The organism is Thermoclostridium stercorarium subsp. stercorarium DSM 8532, assembly GCF_000331995.1.
Taxonomy (GTDB): Bacteria; Bacillota; Clostridia; order DSM-8532; family DSM-8532; genus Thermoclostridium; species Thermoclostridium stercorarium.
Window position 1 is genome coordinate 2,442,975 of the sequence record NC_020134.1, and the last position, 15,487, is coordinate 2,458,461.

Here is a 15,487-nt window from a genome sequence, read left to right on the forward strand (position 1 = left end):
TCCTTTCCCCTTGTCCTTATTGTTATATTTCCATTTTTTCGGCCACGCATTTTATCTTGCCGTCAGCAAGAATTATGTCCAGTTTGTCTCCGTTATGTACCTGCTCTGCCGATTTTATAATATTACCGTTTTTCATTGTAATGCTGTAACCCCTGGCCAGAACGGTAAGCGGGCTAAGCACGTCAAGTTTTCCGCACAAAACAGAAAGCATTCCCTTTTCCTTTTCAATTCTTCGCTTCATTGCGTCAGCAATGTTTTTCCTAATAATTTCCAGATCCATTTTTTTCTGATTTACCCTGTCCAGAGGATGTCTCATGGACGGGCTTTTCATCAGTTGTTCCAGTTTCAGTCTTTCACACTGAATTCTGTTGGTTATGGCTTTTTTCAAACGCAGCCTCAAATCCATAACATTTTTAACCAGCATTTCCTTTTCAGGAATAACCAGCTCTGCTGCCGCGGAAGGTGTTGGCGCCCTGAGATCGGCGACAAAATCAGAGATGGAAAAGTCGGTTTCATGCCCCACTGCTGAAATAACCGGGATTTCGGACCTGTAGATACTCCATGCTACAATCTCCTCATTAAACGGCCAAAGTTCTTCCAGCGAACCTCCTCCCCGTGCCAGGATAATCACGTCTGCTGCTTTGTGCCGGTTAATAAAATCCAGCGCATACGCTATCTGCCTTGCCGCATCTTCTCCCTGCACCTGCACGGGGAACAGCTTCAGAACCGCGTTGGGGAACCTTCTGAAAAGAATATTTATGATATCCCTTATAACTGCGCCGGTAGGAGAAGTAACAACGGCTATACTCCGGGGCAGGTATGGGATTTTCTTTTTTATTTCCGGCCTGAACAAACCTTCTTTTTCAAGTTTCTGTTTCAGTTGCTCAAAGGCAAGGTATAAATTCCCCAATCCGGCAGGCTCCATATATTCAGGATAAAGCTGGTATGAACCGCCTGCCTCGTAAATTGATACATATCCTCTGACTATTACTTTCATGCCGTCTTTGGGTTTGAACTTCAGCATCTGATTTTGCGATCTGAACATTACACATCTGATTACACTGGATTCATCCTTAAGCGTAAAATACATGTGACCGGACGAGTGCAGCTTGAAATTTGAGATTTCTCCCATTACACACACATCAGACAGGATACTGTCGTACGCAAACAAACGTTTTATATATCTTGTAAGCTGAGTTACGGTAATAACTTCCTGCATTTTTACTGCTCCTCATCGGCTTTCAGCCCGGCCGCAATTTTGCCAAGTACACCGTTTATAAAATTCTTTGACTGATCGGTACCGTATTTTTTGGCCAGCTCAACGGCTTCGTTTATTGAAACGTTTACAGGAATATCCTTACGGTATTTAAGTTCATAAACGGCAAGGCGCATTATGGCCAGGTCCACTTTTGGCATTCTTTCCAGCCGCCAGCCGATTGAATGGACCTGAATTAAATTGTCTATTTCCTCCTTATGGTCTATAACGCCATGAATAACGTCAAGAAAAAACTCCCTGTCCAAATTCTCCAGATCTTCGTTCTCTTCAAGAAACATCCTTATCTGTTCCTCTATGTCGTCATCCCTGAGCTGGATCTGATACAGAAGTTTCATTGCATTCTCTCGGGTTATTCTTCTGCTCAATTTGTCCACCTTACCTTAATTAACGATATAAGAGTGCTTTTTTCCTCACTATTATAACCACTGAAGGTTAACACTGCAAGGGTCATGTTAAAACAACTCCGCTGCCTGTAACCGCTTTACAATACGCCAAACCGTGTGGTATAATTGCTCAGAAGTATCATTCTTTGAAGATGCCGGCATTTGCCCGTATGAACCTGGAAATACCATTTTCAAAGATCAGTTTCTTTAAATCCCTGAATAATGACTTACTTTATTTACATAATTTTTTTCGGACTACTAAAGAGTAAATGTATGAGGTTGTGTTATGAGTACGCTTAAGGATGTGGCTGAAAAAGCCGGTGTTACAGTAACAACTGTTTCCCGTATGCTTAATAACAGGGGTTATGTCAGTGAGAAAACAAGGAACAAAATCCTTAAAGCCATGAAGGAGTTAAACTACCGCCCCAACGAATTTGCCAGGGCATTATCGCTGCAGAGAAGCAACTTCATTGGCCTGATTGTTCCGTCTGCCAGCAATATGTTCTTCAGCAAGGTAATTGACAGCGTCGAACGCCAGGTTTCAAAACATGGTTACAAATTGCTGCTCTGCACGTCAAATCTTGAACCAAAAAAGAATTCGAATATTTTGACATGCTGAGTGCAAATAAAGTTGCAGGAGTAATTATAGCAAGCCACACTCAGAATTTGGACAAAAAAATAAACATTGATGCTCCTGTGATTTCCATAGACAGAATCATTTCGCCTGACATACCGGCTATATGTTCAGACAATTACCAGGGCGGAGTGCTTGCAGCCGAACATCTGATTTCCAAAGGCTGCAAGAAGCTTGCACATATAAGCGGGAGCATACATTTGAACATGGATGCAAACAAACGTTACTACGGTTTCCGGGACGTGTGTGAAAAAAAAGGAATCCCTCATGTACTCATCGATGCCACCGAGGAACAATTCCTTTCAATGAACTATGAATCTATAATAAATATACTGCTGGATAATCATCCTGACGTGGACGGAATATTCACATCCAATGACATTATAGCCGCTCAGGCGATTACAACATGCAGCAAACGCGGCATCAAAGTCCCCGAACAAATCAAGGTTGTGGGCTACGATGACATTGATCTGTGCAAAATCTATAATCCGGCAATTACCACAATTCGTCAGTCAATTGACGATATTTGCATGTATGCCGTTGAAAGCATAATATCCAAAGTTGAAAACAATAAACCCATTCCGTCATGCATCATATTCCCCGTAACATTAATAGAAAGGGAGACAACCTGATATCTCCCTTTTAAATTTGTAACAAAAATTGTTTCTACTTTATCGCTCCCTGAACTACACCTTCTATAATATATTTCTGCGAAAACAGATAAACAACAAGAATGGGTATAATGGTCAATACAATGCCCGCCATTAACGGTGCATAGTCAACACTGTATGTGTTGAAAAAGTTGTATGTGGACAACGGCAGTGTTCTTTCCGCGGGCGACAGTAAAATAAGGCTTGGCAGCAAATAGTCGTTCCATATCCACAAAACGTCCAATATTAATACCGTAACAAGCACGGGTTTTAAAAGCGGAAATACAATCCGGAAAAACAGTCTAATTTTGTTGCATCCGTCAATAAGCGCCGATTCCTCCATTTCCCCAGGAATATTTTTTATAAATCCGTGGAATATGAATATCGCAAATGCCTGTCCAAACCCCATGTACATGAAAATTAAAACCCATTTGCTGTTCATTAAATTCAGGCTGCCGTAAATGCTTACCAGCGGTATCATTATTGCCTGAAAAGGAACAATCATCGAAGCCACCAGTATTGCAAATATTACCTTGTTTATCTTCCACGGATGCCTTACAAGGAAATAGGCTGCCATCGATGATGTGAGCAGTATCAGAATAATGCTGATAACAGTGATAACCACACTGTTTCCGATTGCCTGCAGAAAATTCATCTTGTTAAAAGCATTTACATAATTGCCGAATCCTATTTTCTCAGGCAACGCGAAAGGATTTGTAACAAACTGCTGCGTGGTTTTAAATGAATTGATTACCATCAGGTAAAACGGCATTATGAATATTATCAGCATTAAATATATCAGAACGTATCTAATGTATTTTAATTTGCCTTTCCTTTCTTTCACTATGCCTCCACCTCAAATCTTTTAGTTAAAAGAACCTGGGTTACCGCTACAATTGCCACTGTAACGAAGAATATAATCGCTTCAGCCTGTCCAATACCATATTCATTTGCCTGGAAGGCTTTCTGGTATATATGCATAGCTGCAAGCCTGGTGGAACCATATGGCTGACCGTTTGTCAGTGCGAGATTGAGATCATAAGTCATAAATCCCCGTGAAATAATTATAAAGAAACATATAATAAACGACGGTACCATCAACGGCATTGTTATATGCCATAGCCTTCGGAAACCTGTAGCTCCGTCAATTTCAGCCGCCTCATCAACATCTTGCGGTATGCTTACAAAGCCGGCTATATAAATTATCATCAGATAACCCGCGTATTGCCATACCGTAACGATAATCATCGAGACTATAGCTCTTTCAGGATGAGTGAGGAATGAAGTTTTGAGAAACTGGTAATCCAAGATTTCCCCCAGTTTAGTAACCACATTTGAAAAAAGGAACTTCCATATGTAACCGAGCACTATGCCTCCTATAAGATTGGGTGTAAAGAAACCTGCCCTGAGAAAATCTCGTCCTTTTATGTTGCCTGTCAGAAGAAATGCCAGCAAAAAAGCCAATATATTACAGAATATGGTTGAATACAGGACATACTTCAGTGTTTTTCCAAACTGCTGCCAGAATTCCTTGTCGGAAAAAACAGCCTTAAAATTGTTTATTCCTACAAATTCGTATGACATTTTTATCGGACTGTAATCGGTAAACGTCAGATAAATACCGTATACAAGCGGTATTAACAATACACATGTAAATGCAAAAAGCGAAGGTCCCATAAACAAAACAAAACTACCTATTTTGTTTAGTAGTTTCCTGTTACCATTCATTTTAACAACCCCAGTCCCCCTGAACGGATAACGGCAAAACTTTTGCCGCTATCCGTTCTGAATTTATATTAAATATTATATTTACTTATTTGTTGACCTCCAGTATTCGTTAATTCCTTTTGCAAGTTCCTCTCTTGTAATTGCTCCTGCTAAATATTTCAACATCAGATTACCGGTTTCGGTCCAGACGTCTCCGGAAATATAGGAGAAAACGCCCAGGTTGATTGTTTTGCCCCTCTGTGCATATTCGGCTATAGAAGTTGTCATTGAGTTATATGTTATATCTTTTCTGACATTCTTGTAAGGCATATAAAAACCCTGATCAAGGAAGAACTGCTGCCCTTCGGGATCGGTAAGCATCCACCCGAGAGCCTTCAGCGCAGCTTCCTGCTGTTCTGCTGTACTCTGGGATTTGTTGATACACTGGAATTTGGGTAATACCATTACAACTTCGGAGTTACCGTAAGCGTTCGGATCATTGCTCCACGGAACGGGTATGAAACCATATTCGGTATCAATGTTTTCCATAGTCACAAGTGTGGTCCACAGCCAGTCACCCATAAAGAACGTTGCACACTTGCCCTCGGCAAAAGCCTGAGCGTCCCTGTTAAAGTCTGCCACCAGCGGATCGGCTTTGTTGTAATTATATTTGGCAAGCAAATCAAATGTATCCATATACCCCTGGAAAATCGGATCGTCTGCTATGTCTATTTCTCCTGACTTTATTTTTTCTATAAAGTTAACACCGTCTTCGGTTTTACGGCCTTGTACGGCATAAACAAGAGTAAGATAATGTCCGCCTAACGACCAGTTTGCGCCATGCAGCATTGTGGCAGGCACACCGGCTTCTTCACATTTTTTGAAAAATGCCTCCAACGCATCTCTTGTGTTAATGCTTTTAGGATCGAAATTCCCTTCGCCGAATATTTCATCAACCACTCTCTTGTTATAGAGCAGGCCATACCCCTGAACACTCCACGGAGCTCCAAGTATTTTGCCGTCAAATGTACCTGAGGCAATGGCGTCCTCTTCGGCATAACTTAACCAGGGTGCATTCTCTTCTGTGAACTCAAGAAGATGATCCTGATATTCTATTACGTTGGCCGGGTCTACATTCATAAAGGTCGGTGCATTTCCGGATGCATAAAGGGACTGCAGTTTTTCCTGCTGTCCTTCTCCGATACCGGTCGGAATTAATTCAATTACAACATCGGGATTAAGCTCATTATATCTTTTGAACATTTTTTCAAACATTCATTAACTTCTGCGGAAGTGTTAAAGTATGTAATTGTTACTGTCTTTTTGCTTTCCGTTTTTCCAGAAGTGCCGGTGTCCGAAGTGCTTTGACCTGTACCGCTGCTGCTGTTACCTGTTGTAGTCTTTCCTCCGCACGCAGCCAGTAATGTGGTAAGAACGGCAACAATCAGCAGAATTGAGAATATCTTTTTTTTCATAAGTTTACCTCCTTTTTCTGTATAAAATGTATTCCCAGTAAATTCTGGGCTGATTTTATATTACTATAACCATGCACGTATGTCAACCCATTAACATATAAATGCCATTTTAAGACTTATAAAATCCTTTATCTCTGCTTTAACTATTAAGTTTTAGTTTATAATAATCGTTTGACAATAGAGAACAACTAATCCCTATCATTTGAACTGAATGAAAAAACGTTAACACCCTCGTTGTTTATGGCTTTTATACTGAAATCGTAAGTCGCCAAATCGGCTACAAGATTAGCAATATTTCCGTCTTTAACCCAATTTATTATCAGAATCTGTTCATCGGTATTGTCAACAGTAATCTTTGAATCAAAATCAAAAGCAGGGAATGTATTTCTGAATCTCAATAATGACAGCTGCTGCCTTACTATCTTTTTCTTCATGCCCTCATAAATCTGTTCCCATGTGAGGTTCGTCCGGTTAATTTCCTTATGCCCCCGTTTTATGGCTTCATAATCATTTTTGCCTGCAAACAGGTCCAGGTACCACACCTGAGGTTTACCAGGCATAAAAATCTGAATGGCCCTCGCCAGCAGCATCTTTTTGTCGTTTTCACCCAGGGCGCTGTAGTACGTGCAGTTAACCTGGTAATACATATTTTTTCTTCCGTGCAGATCTTTTATATAACCACCGCGTTTTACAAGCGTATCAATCAGTTTATCTATATACCGGTCGGGCAATAGGCCTTTTAAATCCAAAAGCGGAATTCCGTCATGACATCCGAGCATATTGACAACCCTTATTTCCTTTTCCTGTAATTCTCTGAACCACTTTACCAAATATTCGCCGGTATGCCTCTCCAGAGCATCTATAATAAGCCCAGGCAGGAAAAAGTCATAGGTCAGATATCCTTTCTCGGCAAGCTTTTCATGTATTTTTTCCTCATATTTTGAATGAATTTCGGGCAAAAGCACAAGTCCGTATTTGTCTGCAATTTCCTTTATTTTTTCCAGGAGCTCCCACGTTTCGGGCTCATTGAAGAAATTTCTAAGCCCCGGTTTTTTGGATACATAGGCAAATGCGTCAAGTCTTACAATTTTTGCACCGTACCGGGATAATTTACCCAGTGTTTCCTCATAGAATTCCCATACTTTCGGAGACCGAACGTTTAAATCCATTTGTCCAAGGTATTTCCGCCTTGATTCCAATAAATCAACCACTTTGTCCTTATAACGTGAAAATTCTCCGAAATCGATCTCTTTTGGTTTTTTCCCCGAAGAAATTTCGGCGTTTATTCTGTCCGTCAGCTTCTGAGCCGTAGGATACTGAATATCCAAGGCGTATACCAGATCTATTGCATCCAGTTTATCGTATCTTACTTCCTGATAAAACGTATTCCAGTAAGGAACTTCCCTGCCGTCAGGAAACCTGACGAAGAGAATGGGAAGCCCAGGTTTTCTGAAAAACATGTTTTCTATCAAATCCTCTTCAGGCATTATATAGCCTTCACCGGTCATTCGGCCGCAGCCTTCCCAGAACTTGTTCCAGTCAATAAAGAAATCTTTGTATTCAGAATTTTCACCTTTTTTCAAAATATCCCTGAACTGATGCGAAAGCACCGACAAATGATTCAGAACAAAATCAAGTTTCAGCTCAATATTTAAATTTTTGAGTTTCTCCAGGTCCTCAGCCGTTGCCAGTTGTTCATTAAGTTCATAGTCAATGACCGAAAAACCGCGATCCAAATCGGTGTTAAAAATACTGGGAAGTATGTAAAAAGACTGAAATACGTTTTTAAGTTCATCCATTTGAAGAAACTTAAGTATGTCCGATAACGTTCCGCCCAGACTGTCAGGATATGCATTAAACATGGGTCCGGCATTAATTTTATTACAAGGCGCTTTATTCATCCGTTACCCTCCCCTGAATTTACGTGGCTCCCTTCAGTCATTGCCTTTAAAAATTCCTTATACGTTATAATCCTGCCGTCGGATGAAACAATAATCTTGGCTTTTACAGCCTGCGATATTAACAGTTCATGTTCTATCTCCAGTACCATCGCGGTAAACGGGCTGTCCACTCCCCGGTCCCTGTTACGCTGTTTACGAAATTCCAAAGTTTCTTGTGGTGTACTGCTTAGCAAAATCGGAATATCAATGCCTCTAAGATAATGGCTGTTTCCATGGGTCCATTCTATTATCAATACCCTGACGTCTTTGAAATCAACCTCTTCATACCAAATCTCTTCAGGTTTTCTTCCCATGCGTTTGAGATATATTTTGCTTATACCGTTTTTAAACTGTGAAATTATTTCGTTGAGTTCACAAAAATCAATTTCGTTCGGAGTACCCAGATAATTTCTGAGTCCCAGTTTTCCTTCACTGTGATAAATCTCAAGCCATGGGTAATCGCTTATAAACCTTGGATCGGTATCATCACAATTGCTTTGCAGCTTATTAAGAATCTCTTTTCTTTCTTCCGTATACTCTCCGTGGGCAATAAGCCCTTTCAGCCCGCTTCGCCTGAAAACCCTAAGCCGTTCGGCGTCATTGTATTCAGGAATTCTGTGAGGATAATTATCTCCCGATAAGATATAACTGCCTATGCCCGTCTGATTAAGATAGTAAGACAGAAGAGATGCAATTTCGGACTTACCCGTCCCTGAACCGCCGCATACAGATACAACTGCCTTGTTATGAGCATGCTTCTCAATCATAGGCGTAAGCAAATCCATCAAAACCGGGGCTATGGCTTTCGCTTTGGTGAGATGAGTAAAATTTATCTGAATTTTATCCCCCGGCATGTCTCCTTTTGGTATACTGTTTAATTCTTCAATATTCTTGAATTTGTCAAATATATTATCACCCATTATAAAACCACCGTTCCTTGTATTTCTTTGTTTTTCATCAGAAACATTATAAAATATAAAACAAATACATGTCAACCGTTTGACATATAATATAATTCAAATTTACTTTTTTGATTTTTCAGAAGTGCCGGTTCCTTAGAAATGTATATAACTCTTGTATTTTTTTAAACTGACTTCCGGTTAAAAAAAAAGGAAGTCCTAAAACCTCCTGCAGCTTTAACGCTTTATTCAGACAATTCAGCATCATATCACGGAAACAGAACTTTATTAACTATATATGCCTAATAAATTTATCATCGTCTGATTTTTATAATTGGAACGGTGATATTGGGATTTTACGTCCTATTTTACAGCCCATTCAATCCCCTTTTCAATGTATTCATTCCAGAATTTCCAGTCATGGCTTCCCGGCCCTTCCACATATGTATGTTCTATTCCTTCGGACAGAAGAAACTCATGGAATTTTCTGTTTTCAGCCAGTAAAAAATCCTCTGTTCCACATGCCATGAATATTTCGGGAACCTGTTTCTTTTCCTCCTTTAACTGAAGCACCAGGGCTTCCGGGTCTTTGTCGCTGCCTTTGACCTTATTGACATCGCCAAACACCCTTGAGTAGTATTTGTAATCTGCAATACCGTCATTATAATCAACGGGTATTCCTGCTATTTTGTCCACAATCAGTGCAGATGACAACGCAATAATACGCCCGAAAGTTTCTGAGTATTTTAACCCGTTTCTGATGGCTCCGTACCCGCCCATTGACAATCCGCCGATAAACGTGTTTTCTCTTTTATCTGAAACGGGAAACATCTTGCGTGTGAACTCAACCAGTTCGCAACCAATATATTCGGAATACATTGCTCCGCTGTCGGTATCATTCAAATAAAAGAAATTTTCCCCGGACGGCATGAAAACAGCGATATTATACTTTGACGAAAACAGCTGCATATTACTGTTGCAAACCCAGTCCATATGGTTTCCGTGATAACCGTGCAGCAAATAAAGAGCTTTAAAAGGCTGTCCAGACGAATTTCCCCCGCTGCGTGCCTCCATATAATCCAGCGGTATAAAAGCGTTAAAAACCGTTAATCTTTTCAGCGCCTTTGAAAAAAAATTAACCTGCAGATAGGCCATTTTCCGGCTCCCCCTTTCAATTACATGGCTCTTAGAATATTTTTCCTAATTATAGCACATGGTTACAGGCAATCCAAATAACAATAAACCATGGGTACTGCAAATAATTTAAACCGTGCTCCGGTACCGGTGGCAAAAGCCGTTTTTTTCTTGTTTTTCATTCACTGTAGTTCATCTTTGAGAGTCCACAGACATCCAAGCTTATTAATATATCGAAAAAGCCGGAATTTTTGTTGTCAATCGGGAATATTTACTGTATAATAGGTATGACTTTTTAGCACAAATTTACATGATTTACCGCTTAGTGGCATTAGAAATGTCACAAAGGCTGGGTGGAAGTTTTTTATTTTTCAGGAGGGATTCTTATGTATTGTCCCAAGTGTGGGCACGAGGTCGGAGAGCATATGGTCATTTGCCCGTCCTGTGGGGAGCTGCTGGAAAACAGGAATAATGACACGGTGAATTCCTTTTCCCAGCCAAACTACGGATGGCAACAGCCTGAGGGTATGCCGAAAATTCAGGATATACCGGACTATAAAGTACAGTCCATACTCCTTATCGTATTCAGTGCCATATTATGCTGTGTTTTTTGTCTTCCCATACTTGCATTGCCTTTTGCCATAATTGCCCTTGTTAACTCCAACAAGATCGAAGCTCATATTGTTGCCGGAAATTATGAATACGCCCGTAAGGTTTCGGAAAATACAAAAAAATGGTGCTGGGCAAGCTTTGGTATACTTTTGGGTTCAATAGCAATAAGTATTGTGTTTGCAATTGTATTTATGAACAGCGGATTATACAAGGAATTTATGAATGAGTTCATGAAGCAGTATGAATACTATTATTACAATTTCCAATAAAATACATAAAAAATTAAAAAAATGGCTTACTTTTTTCGGTAAGCCATTTATCCGTTATATAATGCTGGTGCTTTCATGTGCGGTTATAATAACCTGCTGCGTTATAGTATACAGAATAGACCCGGCAAAGGTTCCCCTTACACCTCCGTGCTCCTTTCGTTATTTCACAGGCCTGTATTGCCCGGGATGCGGAATGACGCGCGCATTGCATGCTGCGCTGAATTTAAGGTTTTCCGACGCTTTTTCATATAACCTGCTGTGGCCTCTCATTACCATGTTTGTATTGATGTCCGTCGGTATGTGGTTTTCATTCCTGGTGACGGGTAAATGTCCGTTCAACCCGTTTAACAGGTTTCTCAAAAGATATTCGGCGGCGGCTTACGTGTTTATAATCGTCCTTTTTGCATTCTGGATTTTAAGAAATATTCCTGTTTATCCGTTTACGTTGCTGGCGCCGTAATCAGTTACTGAACAAATTTTTGAGGGGATTACCTGTAACCGCCAGTACCACCACACATGCAATCAAAATAATTATGAGCCAGAGCATTGCCGCCCTTGAAAAATTTCTCCTGTGAATGTTCCCCTCCGATGAAAAAGCCCATTTTGCCATAAAAACAATATTAACAACCGGTATTATCATTGCAAAAATAACAAGCATCCACTCTCCAACACTGAGTGTTTTCAAATTTCTGCCGGAAACAGGGCCGGTGGCATCTTTTTTCTTTTCTGCAGGCCTGTCCTGCATTTCACTGCTCTCTTTTTTGCTCTTTACTCCCTCCGTAGCTTTTAACTCACTCTCAATAAGCTCGTCCAGCACATCATTGCCATTTCCGTTCATTTTTCCATTCATTCCGTGTCCCCCCGTTTTAAATCGTATCTTTTTCATAAAGCGGGATCAGGCTTCCGTAATCATGAATGCCGTTACTGTCCAGATTTACCCACTTTACGCCATATTCCTTTAAAAAATCCTTTATTTCGTCACTGCTGTCCAACATGTCAATATTGCCTGCGAAAGCAATCAAATCTTTGTCTATAAACCCTGCAACACCGCCAATAAAGCCATAACTGTATCCGGGTAGGAGTATGTTTTTCTGCGGCGGTATCTGAAGTACATTAAACCCCTCTTTACGCGCAGCTTTCGCAATTGACGGATCATCGGTAATAATGCTTTCGGTCGATACAGGCAGGACAGAACATTTCGCATATCCCTGGTTAACATGGACAAGGCGGATATTGAACCGGGACAGAAATTCGGCAACCACCTTATCGGTGCATTTTGTGTTATGAAACGCCACCTGCCCGACTATTGCGACGTTATATGCCACATCCAGAGGGTAATCCTTTTGCAGTAACGTATTTCCGGTATACACATCAAATCCGTACTCTTTCAGTTTTTTAAGAATATCCGACGGTAATCCGGGCTGACACACCAAAACATTATCACCGACGTGTATTAACTGCATATCGACGTGCCCGGCTACAGGTTCCGCAAGCCCGCTGCAGGGAGGTATTTCAATCAGTTCAATTCCGTAATCCTTCAGAGTATTTTTCATCCGGGTTTCCATGCGTGCATCGACGGCCATCAGTGAAACGTTATTTTTCGGCAACAGCGTTTGTTTTAAAAAACCCAATATGCACACCTTCCCGATACTTTGCATATGATAATACAGCCAAAGGTTTCAGGGCCCGGAACCTTCAGGCTTTACAGATAGAGCGCCGCATCCTGCTACCGGGGTGCGGCATTCATTCTTTTATGTTCTGGATAATACTTTTTAATTCCGCAATAACCTCAAAGGGTATGGTTACGCCTTTTTGACTGGGCTTATAGGTATCGTCGGCAGGATCATACCAGAATGTTCTTATATCCAAATATTCCTTTCCGTTTTTCACAACCTGCTTTATATGTATTTCTTCACGGCTGTTTTTCGGCAGTTTCCCCAGCAGTTCTTCACTGTCCCAAAAAGAGCTCATACTTTTATCTCCTTTTAAAATCCAGTTTGCCATTTTGTTTTGACTGTAAAACATGTCCAAGTGCGATCATTATATCACAGCAAAACCAGGTACTTCAACAATCAATAAAAATACCGGTTTAGCTTACTGAAAAATTGAATTTACAAAATTTTCTTTAAACATTTGGAGTATTTTTTTTAATAAAGGTCATACTAAATTTCGAGATCCCGTATTTGCATTTTTTATTATTTCGGGATCCGAAGGTTTCCGGCTGTAAAAAGATTGTACTCTACTGTAAAAGGAGTTGTCGGTATGAGAACATTTGACAGAATAGCAGTTCTGCTTCTGATTGTGGGCGCATTAGACTGGCTGACGGTGGGACTTTTCAGTTTTGATTTTGTGGCAGCCATATTCGGAGGAGTGGACGCCCTGTGGAGCCGGATTATTTATACGCTGGTGGGCATTGCAGGAATTTACAGCATAAGCCTTTTATTCAGGGAGGCTCCTGCTTCCGAATAATTCACACATTTACAGAACGGTTCTAAAATCAGGCGCATTGAATATGCGCCTTTTTTTTAAATGTTACACGTATAAATTTGAGCCTGCGGACCTAAAATTAATAGTCAGTAACATTCTTTTGTCAAATACAAACTCAATTTTTTCCACTTTAAGGTCCATGGGCTTTAAAGCTTCGTTCATGTCTTTCCTGATAAGTTTTTCAAGGACTTCGACTGTAATTGTTTTTTCCATGGGAAAGACCCCTCTGCACAAAACCAGATCAGATAAAAAATTCCTTATTTTTGCTTTTATTTTATATTATTTCCCAAGAAAACAAAAGGCTTACCTGTAATAAGCAAACCCGTAAGGAAAACTCCTGCGTAACAATATCATTATTTCATTACCTTAATCTCTATTCTCCGGTTTTTACTTCTGCCTTCCGCAGTATTGTTATCCGCTATCGGCCTGTATTCCCCGCATCCTGCGGCCGTTAACCTTGAAGGGGCAATTCCTATCTCGTTTACCAGGTAAATGACCACATTTGTCGCCCTTCGTGTTGATAATTCCCAGTTTGTGGGAAACAACGGGGTATTTATCGGTACGGTGTCGGTATGCCCTTCTACAATAATTTCGCCATCCAGAGCTTTCAGCGATTCTCCAAGGGTTTTGAGTGTATTTTTGCCGTCCTCAAGAATTTCTGCGCTTCCCGGTTTAAACAATACCTTTTCGTTCAGTCTTATAAGGATATATTCCTTTTCTTCTATAAGATCCACCTGATTTGAAATCCCCAACTCGGAGATATCCTGTTTCAGCTGCTCTTTGGCTTTTTCAAATTTCTCTTCCCTTATTCTCTCCCGGTCGTCCAGGATAATTCCCTCAGCAGTCTGGATATAACGCTCGTTGTCAACTATTTTTTTACCAGTGTCATCGGGATTTATAAAATTTACTGTAAGTATCTTTTTCCCCATATTATGATACAAAATAGTTCCGGCGCTGCCTGATTTTATGAACGTATTTCTTATGGATCTCGAAAAAGTTTCAAATTTTTGAGCATCAATTACCGACATTGAAAAGAGCATTACAAAAAAACAAAGGAGATTGGTAACCAAATCACTGTATGTAGTCAGCCAGTTGCCGCCGAAGTCCAAACCCTCTTGATTTCCTTTTTTTCGAGCCATTCCCTTTCACCGCCTATAAATTACTGAAGCCTGTTTGCCTGAAAACTACTTCCTCCGGCTATCATTCTCTCATAATCTTCCCTCTGTTCGGGCGAGAGGAATGTCTTCAGCCTGTGTTCCATAATTCTCGGGTTTTCACCGGCCTGGATTGATAAAACCCCTTCAATTATCATTTCCTTAATTCTTATTTCTTCAGTGCTGAGTTCCTGTAATTTTGTGGCTACTGGAACACAAATCATGTTTGCCAGTATACTTCCGTAAAAAGTGGTTACCAGCGCCAGAGACATAGCCGCACCGATCTGGGAAGGATCATCCATAGACCTCAGAAGGTTTATCAATCCGAGCAAAGTTCCTATCATACCCCATGCAGGGAACTCAGCAGCCAGTGTCTTAAAAATTGAAATACACTTTCCGTGTCTGATGCTCATGTTATCAAGCTCGAGCTGCATTGAATCACGGATGATTTCAGGCTCGACTCCGTCCACAACAAGCTCAAGGGCTTTTTTCAAATATTCATCTTCAATTTCCTCCTGGTTTGATTCCAGGGCCAGTAAGCCTTCCCTTCTCGCTTTCTGGGATAATTCCACAAGCAGCTGAATAAGTTTATACGGCGATTGTTCCTTTCTTTTAAAAAGCTTGGGAAGAACTTTTAAAAGATTCCTGAAATCATCCAGCGTAAATGCAATGATGGTAGAAGCAAGTCCACCACCGAAAGTAACCGCCAGTGAACTTAAACTCCAGAATGCCGAAGGGTTTCCTCCGTCGTACATACCCCAAAGAATACATGCGATTCCTATTATAAGTCCTATCAGTGTTGCAAGATCCATACCCAATACTCCTATTTTCCGGTCTAAATTTTTTGTCTTATTTTGTAGTAAATTT

The 15,487-nt window shown here is 40.6% G+C and carries 20 protein-coding genes; 5 read left to right on the forward strand and 15 right to left on the reverse strand.

Annotated elements, in window-relative coordinates; genetic code table 11:
• Window positions 1–22: 22 nt before the first annotated feature.
• Together xseA and nusB are read right to left on the reverse strand one after the other, a co-directional pair.
• Window positions 23–1,219: an exodeoxyribonuclease VII large subunit gene (gene xseA, locus CST_RS10535; protein WP_015359890.1), complete on the reverse strand. Its 1,197-nt coding sequence runs from the start codon at window positions 1,217–1,219 to the stop codon at window positions 23–25.
• Window positions 1,220–1,221: 2 nt separating this feature from the next.
• The gene (gene nusB, locus CST_RS10540) at window positions 1,222–1,641 is read right to left on the reverse strand and encodes a transcription antitermination factor NusB (RefSeq protein ID WP_015359891.1); all 420 of its coding nucleotides are present in this window, start codon (window positions 1,639–1,641) and stop codon (window positions 1,222–1,224) included.
• Window positions 1,642–1,945: 304 nt separating this feature from the next.
• Between nusB and CST_RS10545 the strand changes: the two genes are divergently transcribed.
• Entirely contained in the window at window positions 1,946–2,278 is a 333-nt protein-coding gene (locus CST_RS10545) for a LacI family DNA-binding transcriptional regulator (protein ID WP_015359892.1), read from the forward strand.
• Window positions 2,272–2,925: a substrate-binding domain-containing protein gene (locus CST_RS10550; RefSeq protein WP_015359893.1), complete on the forward strand. Its 654-nt coding sequence runs from the start codon at window positions 2,272–2,274 to the stop codon at window positions 2,923–2,925. Before CST_RS10545 ends, CST_RS10550 begins: the two co-directional genes overlap by 7 nt.
• Before the next feature lie 34 nt (window positions 2,926–2,959).
• Here the strand turns inward: CST_RS10550 and CST_RS10555 are convergent, their stop codons facing one another.
• The 7 genes from CST_RS10555 to CST_RS10580 all read right to left on the reverse strand — a co-directional run bounded on the left by CST_RS10555 (window position 2,960) and on the right by CST_RS10580 (window position 10,119).
• Window positions 2,960–3,787 (reverse strand): carbohydrate ABC transporter permease, encoded by an 828-nt coding sequence (locus CST_RS10555; RefSeq protein WP_015359894.1) that lies wholly within the window; start codon window positions 3,785–3,787, stop codon window positions 2,960–2,962.
• On the reverse strand, window positions 3,787–4,671 hold the full coding sequence (locus CST_RS10560; protein WP_015359895.1) for a carbohydrate ABC transporter permease: 885 nt from the start codon (window positions 4,669–4,671) through the stop codon (window positions 3,787–3,789). The genes CST_RS10555 and CST_RS10560 overlap by 1 nt, the downstream gene beginning before the upstream one ends.
• An 81-nt stretch (window positions 4,672–4,752) precedes the next feature.
• Window positions 4,753–5,913 (reverse strand): ABC transporter substrate-binding protein, encoded by a 1,161-nt coding sequence (locus CST_RS10565; protein WP_148290582.1) that lies wholly within the window; start codon window positions 5,911–5,913, stop codon window positions 4,753–4,755.
• Window positions 5,874–6,125 carry a hypothetical protein gene (locus CST_RS13135; RefSeq protein WP_052327935.1) on the reverse strand — a complete coding sequence of 84 codons (252 nt, stop codon included), beginning with the start codon at window positions 6,123–6,125 and terminating at the stop codon, window positions 5,874–5,876. The genes CST_RS10565 and CST_RS13135 overlap by 40 nt, the downstream gene beginning before the upstream one ends.
• Window positions 6,126–6,313: 188 nt before the next feature.
• Window positions 6,314–8,026 (reverse strand): alpha-amylase family glycosyl hydrolase, encoded by a 1,713-nt coding sequence (locus CST_RS10570; RefSeq protein WP_015359897.1) that lies wholly within the window; start codon window positions 8,024–8,026, stop codon window positions 6,314–6,316.
• The gene (locus CST_RS10575) at window positions 8,023–8,985 is read right to left on the reverse strand and encodes an adenylyl-sulfate kinase (RefSeq protein WP_015359898.1); all 963 of its coding nucleotides are present in this window, start codon (window positions 8,983–8,985) and stop codon (window positions 8,023–8,025) included. The genes CST_RS10570 and CST_RS10575 overlap by 4 nt, the downstream gene beginning before the upstream one ends.
• Window positions 8,986–9,327: 342 nt before the next feature.
• Entirely contained in the window at window positions 9,328–10,119 is a 792-nt protein-coding gene (locus CST_RS10580; RefSeq protein ID WP_015359899.1) for an alpha/beta hydrolase, read from the reverse strand.
• Window positions 10,120–10,484: 365 nt separating this feature from the next.
• Here CST_RS10580 and CST_RS10585 point away from each other — a divergent pair, with 365 nt between their 5' ends.
• Complete coding sequence (locus CST_RS10585) at window positions 10,485–10,979, forward strand: CD225/dispanin family protein (RefSeq protein ID WP_015359900.1); 495 nt, start codon at window positions 10,485–10,487, stop codon at window positions 10,977–10,979.
• Complete coding sequence (locus tag CST_RS10590) at window positions 10,951–11,439, forward strand: DUF2752 domain-containing protein (protein WP_015485120.1); 489 nt, start codon at window positions 10,951–10,953, stop codon at window positions 11,437–11,439. The genes CST_RS10585 and CST_RS10590 overlap by 29 nt, the downstream gene beginning before the upstream one ends.
• Here CST_RS10590 and CST_RS10595 read toward each other — a convergent pair whose 3' ends face one another.
• The 3 genes from CST_RS10595 to CST_RS10605 form a co-directional block, all read right to left on the reverse strand.
• A complete protein-coding gene (locus CST_RS10595; RefSeq protein ID WP_015359901.1) occupies window positions 11,440–11,829 on the reverse strand; it encodes a hypothetical protein in 390 nt (129 codons plus the stop codon). It abuts the gene before it with no gap.
• A gap of 16 nt (window positions 11,830–11,845) precedes the next feature.
• A complete protein-coding gene (locus CST_RS10600) occupies window positions 11,846–12,610 on the reverse strand; it encodes a DUF6873 family GME fold protein (RefSeq protein ID WP_015359902.1) in 765 nt (254 codons plus the stop codon).
• A gap of 112 nt (window positions 12,611–12,722) precedes the next feature.
• The gene (locus CST_RS10605) at window positions 12,723–12,950 is read right to left on the reverse strand and encodes a transcriptional coactivator p15/PC4 family protein (protein WP_015359903.1); all 228 of its coding nucleotides are present in this window, start codon (window positions 12,948–12,950) and stop codon (window positions 12,723–12,725) included.
• Between the two features lie 291 nt (window positions 12,951–13,241).
• On the opposite strand from CST_RS10605, the gene CST_RS10610 reads away from it, so the two are divergent.
• A complete protein-coding gene (locus CST_RS10610) occupies window positions 13,242–13,448 on the forward strand; it encodes a DUF378 domain-containing protein (protein WP_015359904.1) in 207 nt (68 codons plus the stop codon).
• A 63-nt stretch (window positions 13,449–13,511) separates the two neighbouring features.
• Here CST_RS10610 and CST_RS13565 read toward each other — a convergent pair whose 3' ends face one another.
• From CST_RS13565 to CST_RS10620, 3 genes are all read right to left on the reverse strand, one after another.
• Window positions 13,512–13,679 (reverse strand): hypothetical protein, encoded by a 168-nt coding sequence (locus tag CST_RS13565; RefSeq protein WP_015359905.1) that lies wholly within the window; start codon window positions 13,677–13,679, stop codon window positions 13,512–13,514.
• 140 nt (window positions 13,680–13,819) lie between these two features.
• Window positions 13,820–14,605: an OmpA/MotB family protein gene (locus CST_RS10615; protein ID WP_015359906.1), complete on the reverse strand. Its 786-nt coding sequence runs from the start codon at window positions 14,603–14,605 to the stop codon at window positions 13,820–13,822.
• Window positions 14,606–14,625: 20 nt separating this feature from the next.
• The gene (locus CST_RS10620; protein WP_015359907.1) at window positions 14,626–15,432 is read right to left on the reverse strand and encodes a motility protein A; all 807 of its coding nucleotides are present in this window, start codon (window positions 15,430–15,432) and stop codon (window positions 14,626–14,628) included.
• Window positions 15,433–15,487 lie beyond the last annotated feature (55 nt).

Bases quoted from the DNA above. Each gene is read 5' to 3' on its own strand.
- CST_RS13565 (WP_015359905.1), bottom strand. From the start codon at position 13,679: ATGGAAAAAACAATTACAGTCGAAGTCCTTGAAAAACTTATCAGGAAA.
- CST_RS10605 (WP_015359903.1), bottom strand. From the start codon at position 12,950: ATGAGCTCTTTTTGGGACAGTGAAGAACTGCTGGGGAAACTGCCGAAA.
- CST_RS10590 (WP_015485120.1), top strand. From the start codon at position 10,951: ATGAATACTATTATTACAATTTCCAATAAAATACATAAAAAATTAAAA.
- CST_RS10565 (WP_148290582.1), bottom strand. From the start codon at position 5,913: ATGTTCAAAAGATATAATGAGCTTAATCCCGATGTTGTAATTGAATTA.
- CST_RS10575 (WP_015359898.1), bottom strand. From the start codon at position 8,985: ATGGGTGATAATATATTTGACAAATTCAAGAATATTGAAGAATTAAAC.
- CST_RS10550 (WP_015359893.1), top strand. From the start codon at position 2,272: ATGCTGAGTGCAAATAAAGTTGCAGGAGTAATTATAGCAAGCCACACT.
- CST_RS10545 (WP_015359892.1), top strand. From the start codon at position 1,946: ATGAGTACGCTTAAGGATGTGGCTGAAAAAGCCGGTGTTACAGTAACA.
- CST_RS10595 (WP_015359901.1), bottom strand. From the start codon at position 11,829: ATGAATGGAAAAATGAACGGAAATGGCAATGATGTGCTGGACGAGCTT.
- CST_RS10570 (WP_015359897.1), bottom strand. From the start codon at position 8,026: ATGAATAAAGCGCCTTGTAATAAAATTAATGCCGGACCCATGTTTAAT.
- CST_RS13135 (WP_052327935.1), bottom strand. From the start codon at position 6,125: ATGAAAAAAAAGATATTCTCAATTCTGCTGATTGTTGCCGTTCTTACC.
- CST_RS10580 (WP_015359899.1), bottom strand. From the start codon at position 10,119: ATGGCCTATCTGCAGGTTAATTTTTTTTCAAAGGCGCTGAAAAGATTA.
- CST_RS10610 (WP_015359904.1), top strand. From the start codon at position 13,242: ATGAGAACATTTGACAGAATAGCAGTTCTGCTTCTGATTGTGGGCGCA.
- CST_RS10620 (WP_015359907.1), bottom strand. From the start codon at position 15,432: ATGGATCTTGCAACACTGATAGGACTTATAATAGGAATCGCATGTATT.
- CST_RS10615 (WP_015359906.1), bottom strand. From the start codon at position 14,605: ATGGCTCGAAAAAAAGGAAATCAAGAGGGTTTGGACTTCGGCGGCAAC.
- CST_RS10585 (WP_015359900.1), top strand. From the start codon at position 10,485: ATGTATTGTCCCAAGTGTGGGCACGAGGTCGGAGAGCATATGGTCATT.
- xseA (WP_015359890.1), bottom strand. From the start codon at position 1,219: ATGCAGGAAGTTATTACCGTAACTCAGCTTACAAGATATATAAAACGT.
- CST_RS10560 (WP_015359895.1), bottom strand. From the start codon at position 4,671: ATGAATGGTAACAGGAAACTACTAAACAAAATAGGTAGTTTTGTTTTG.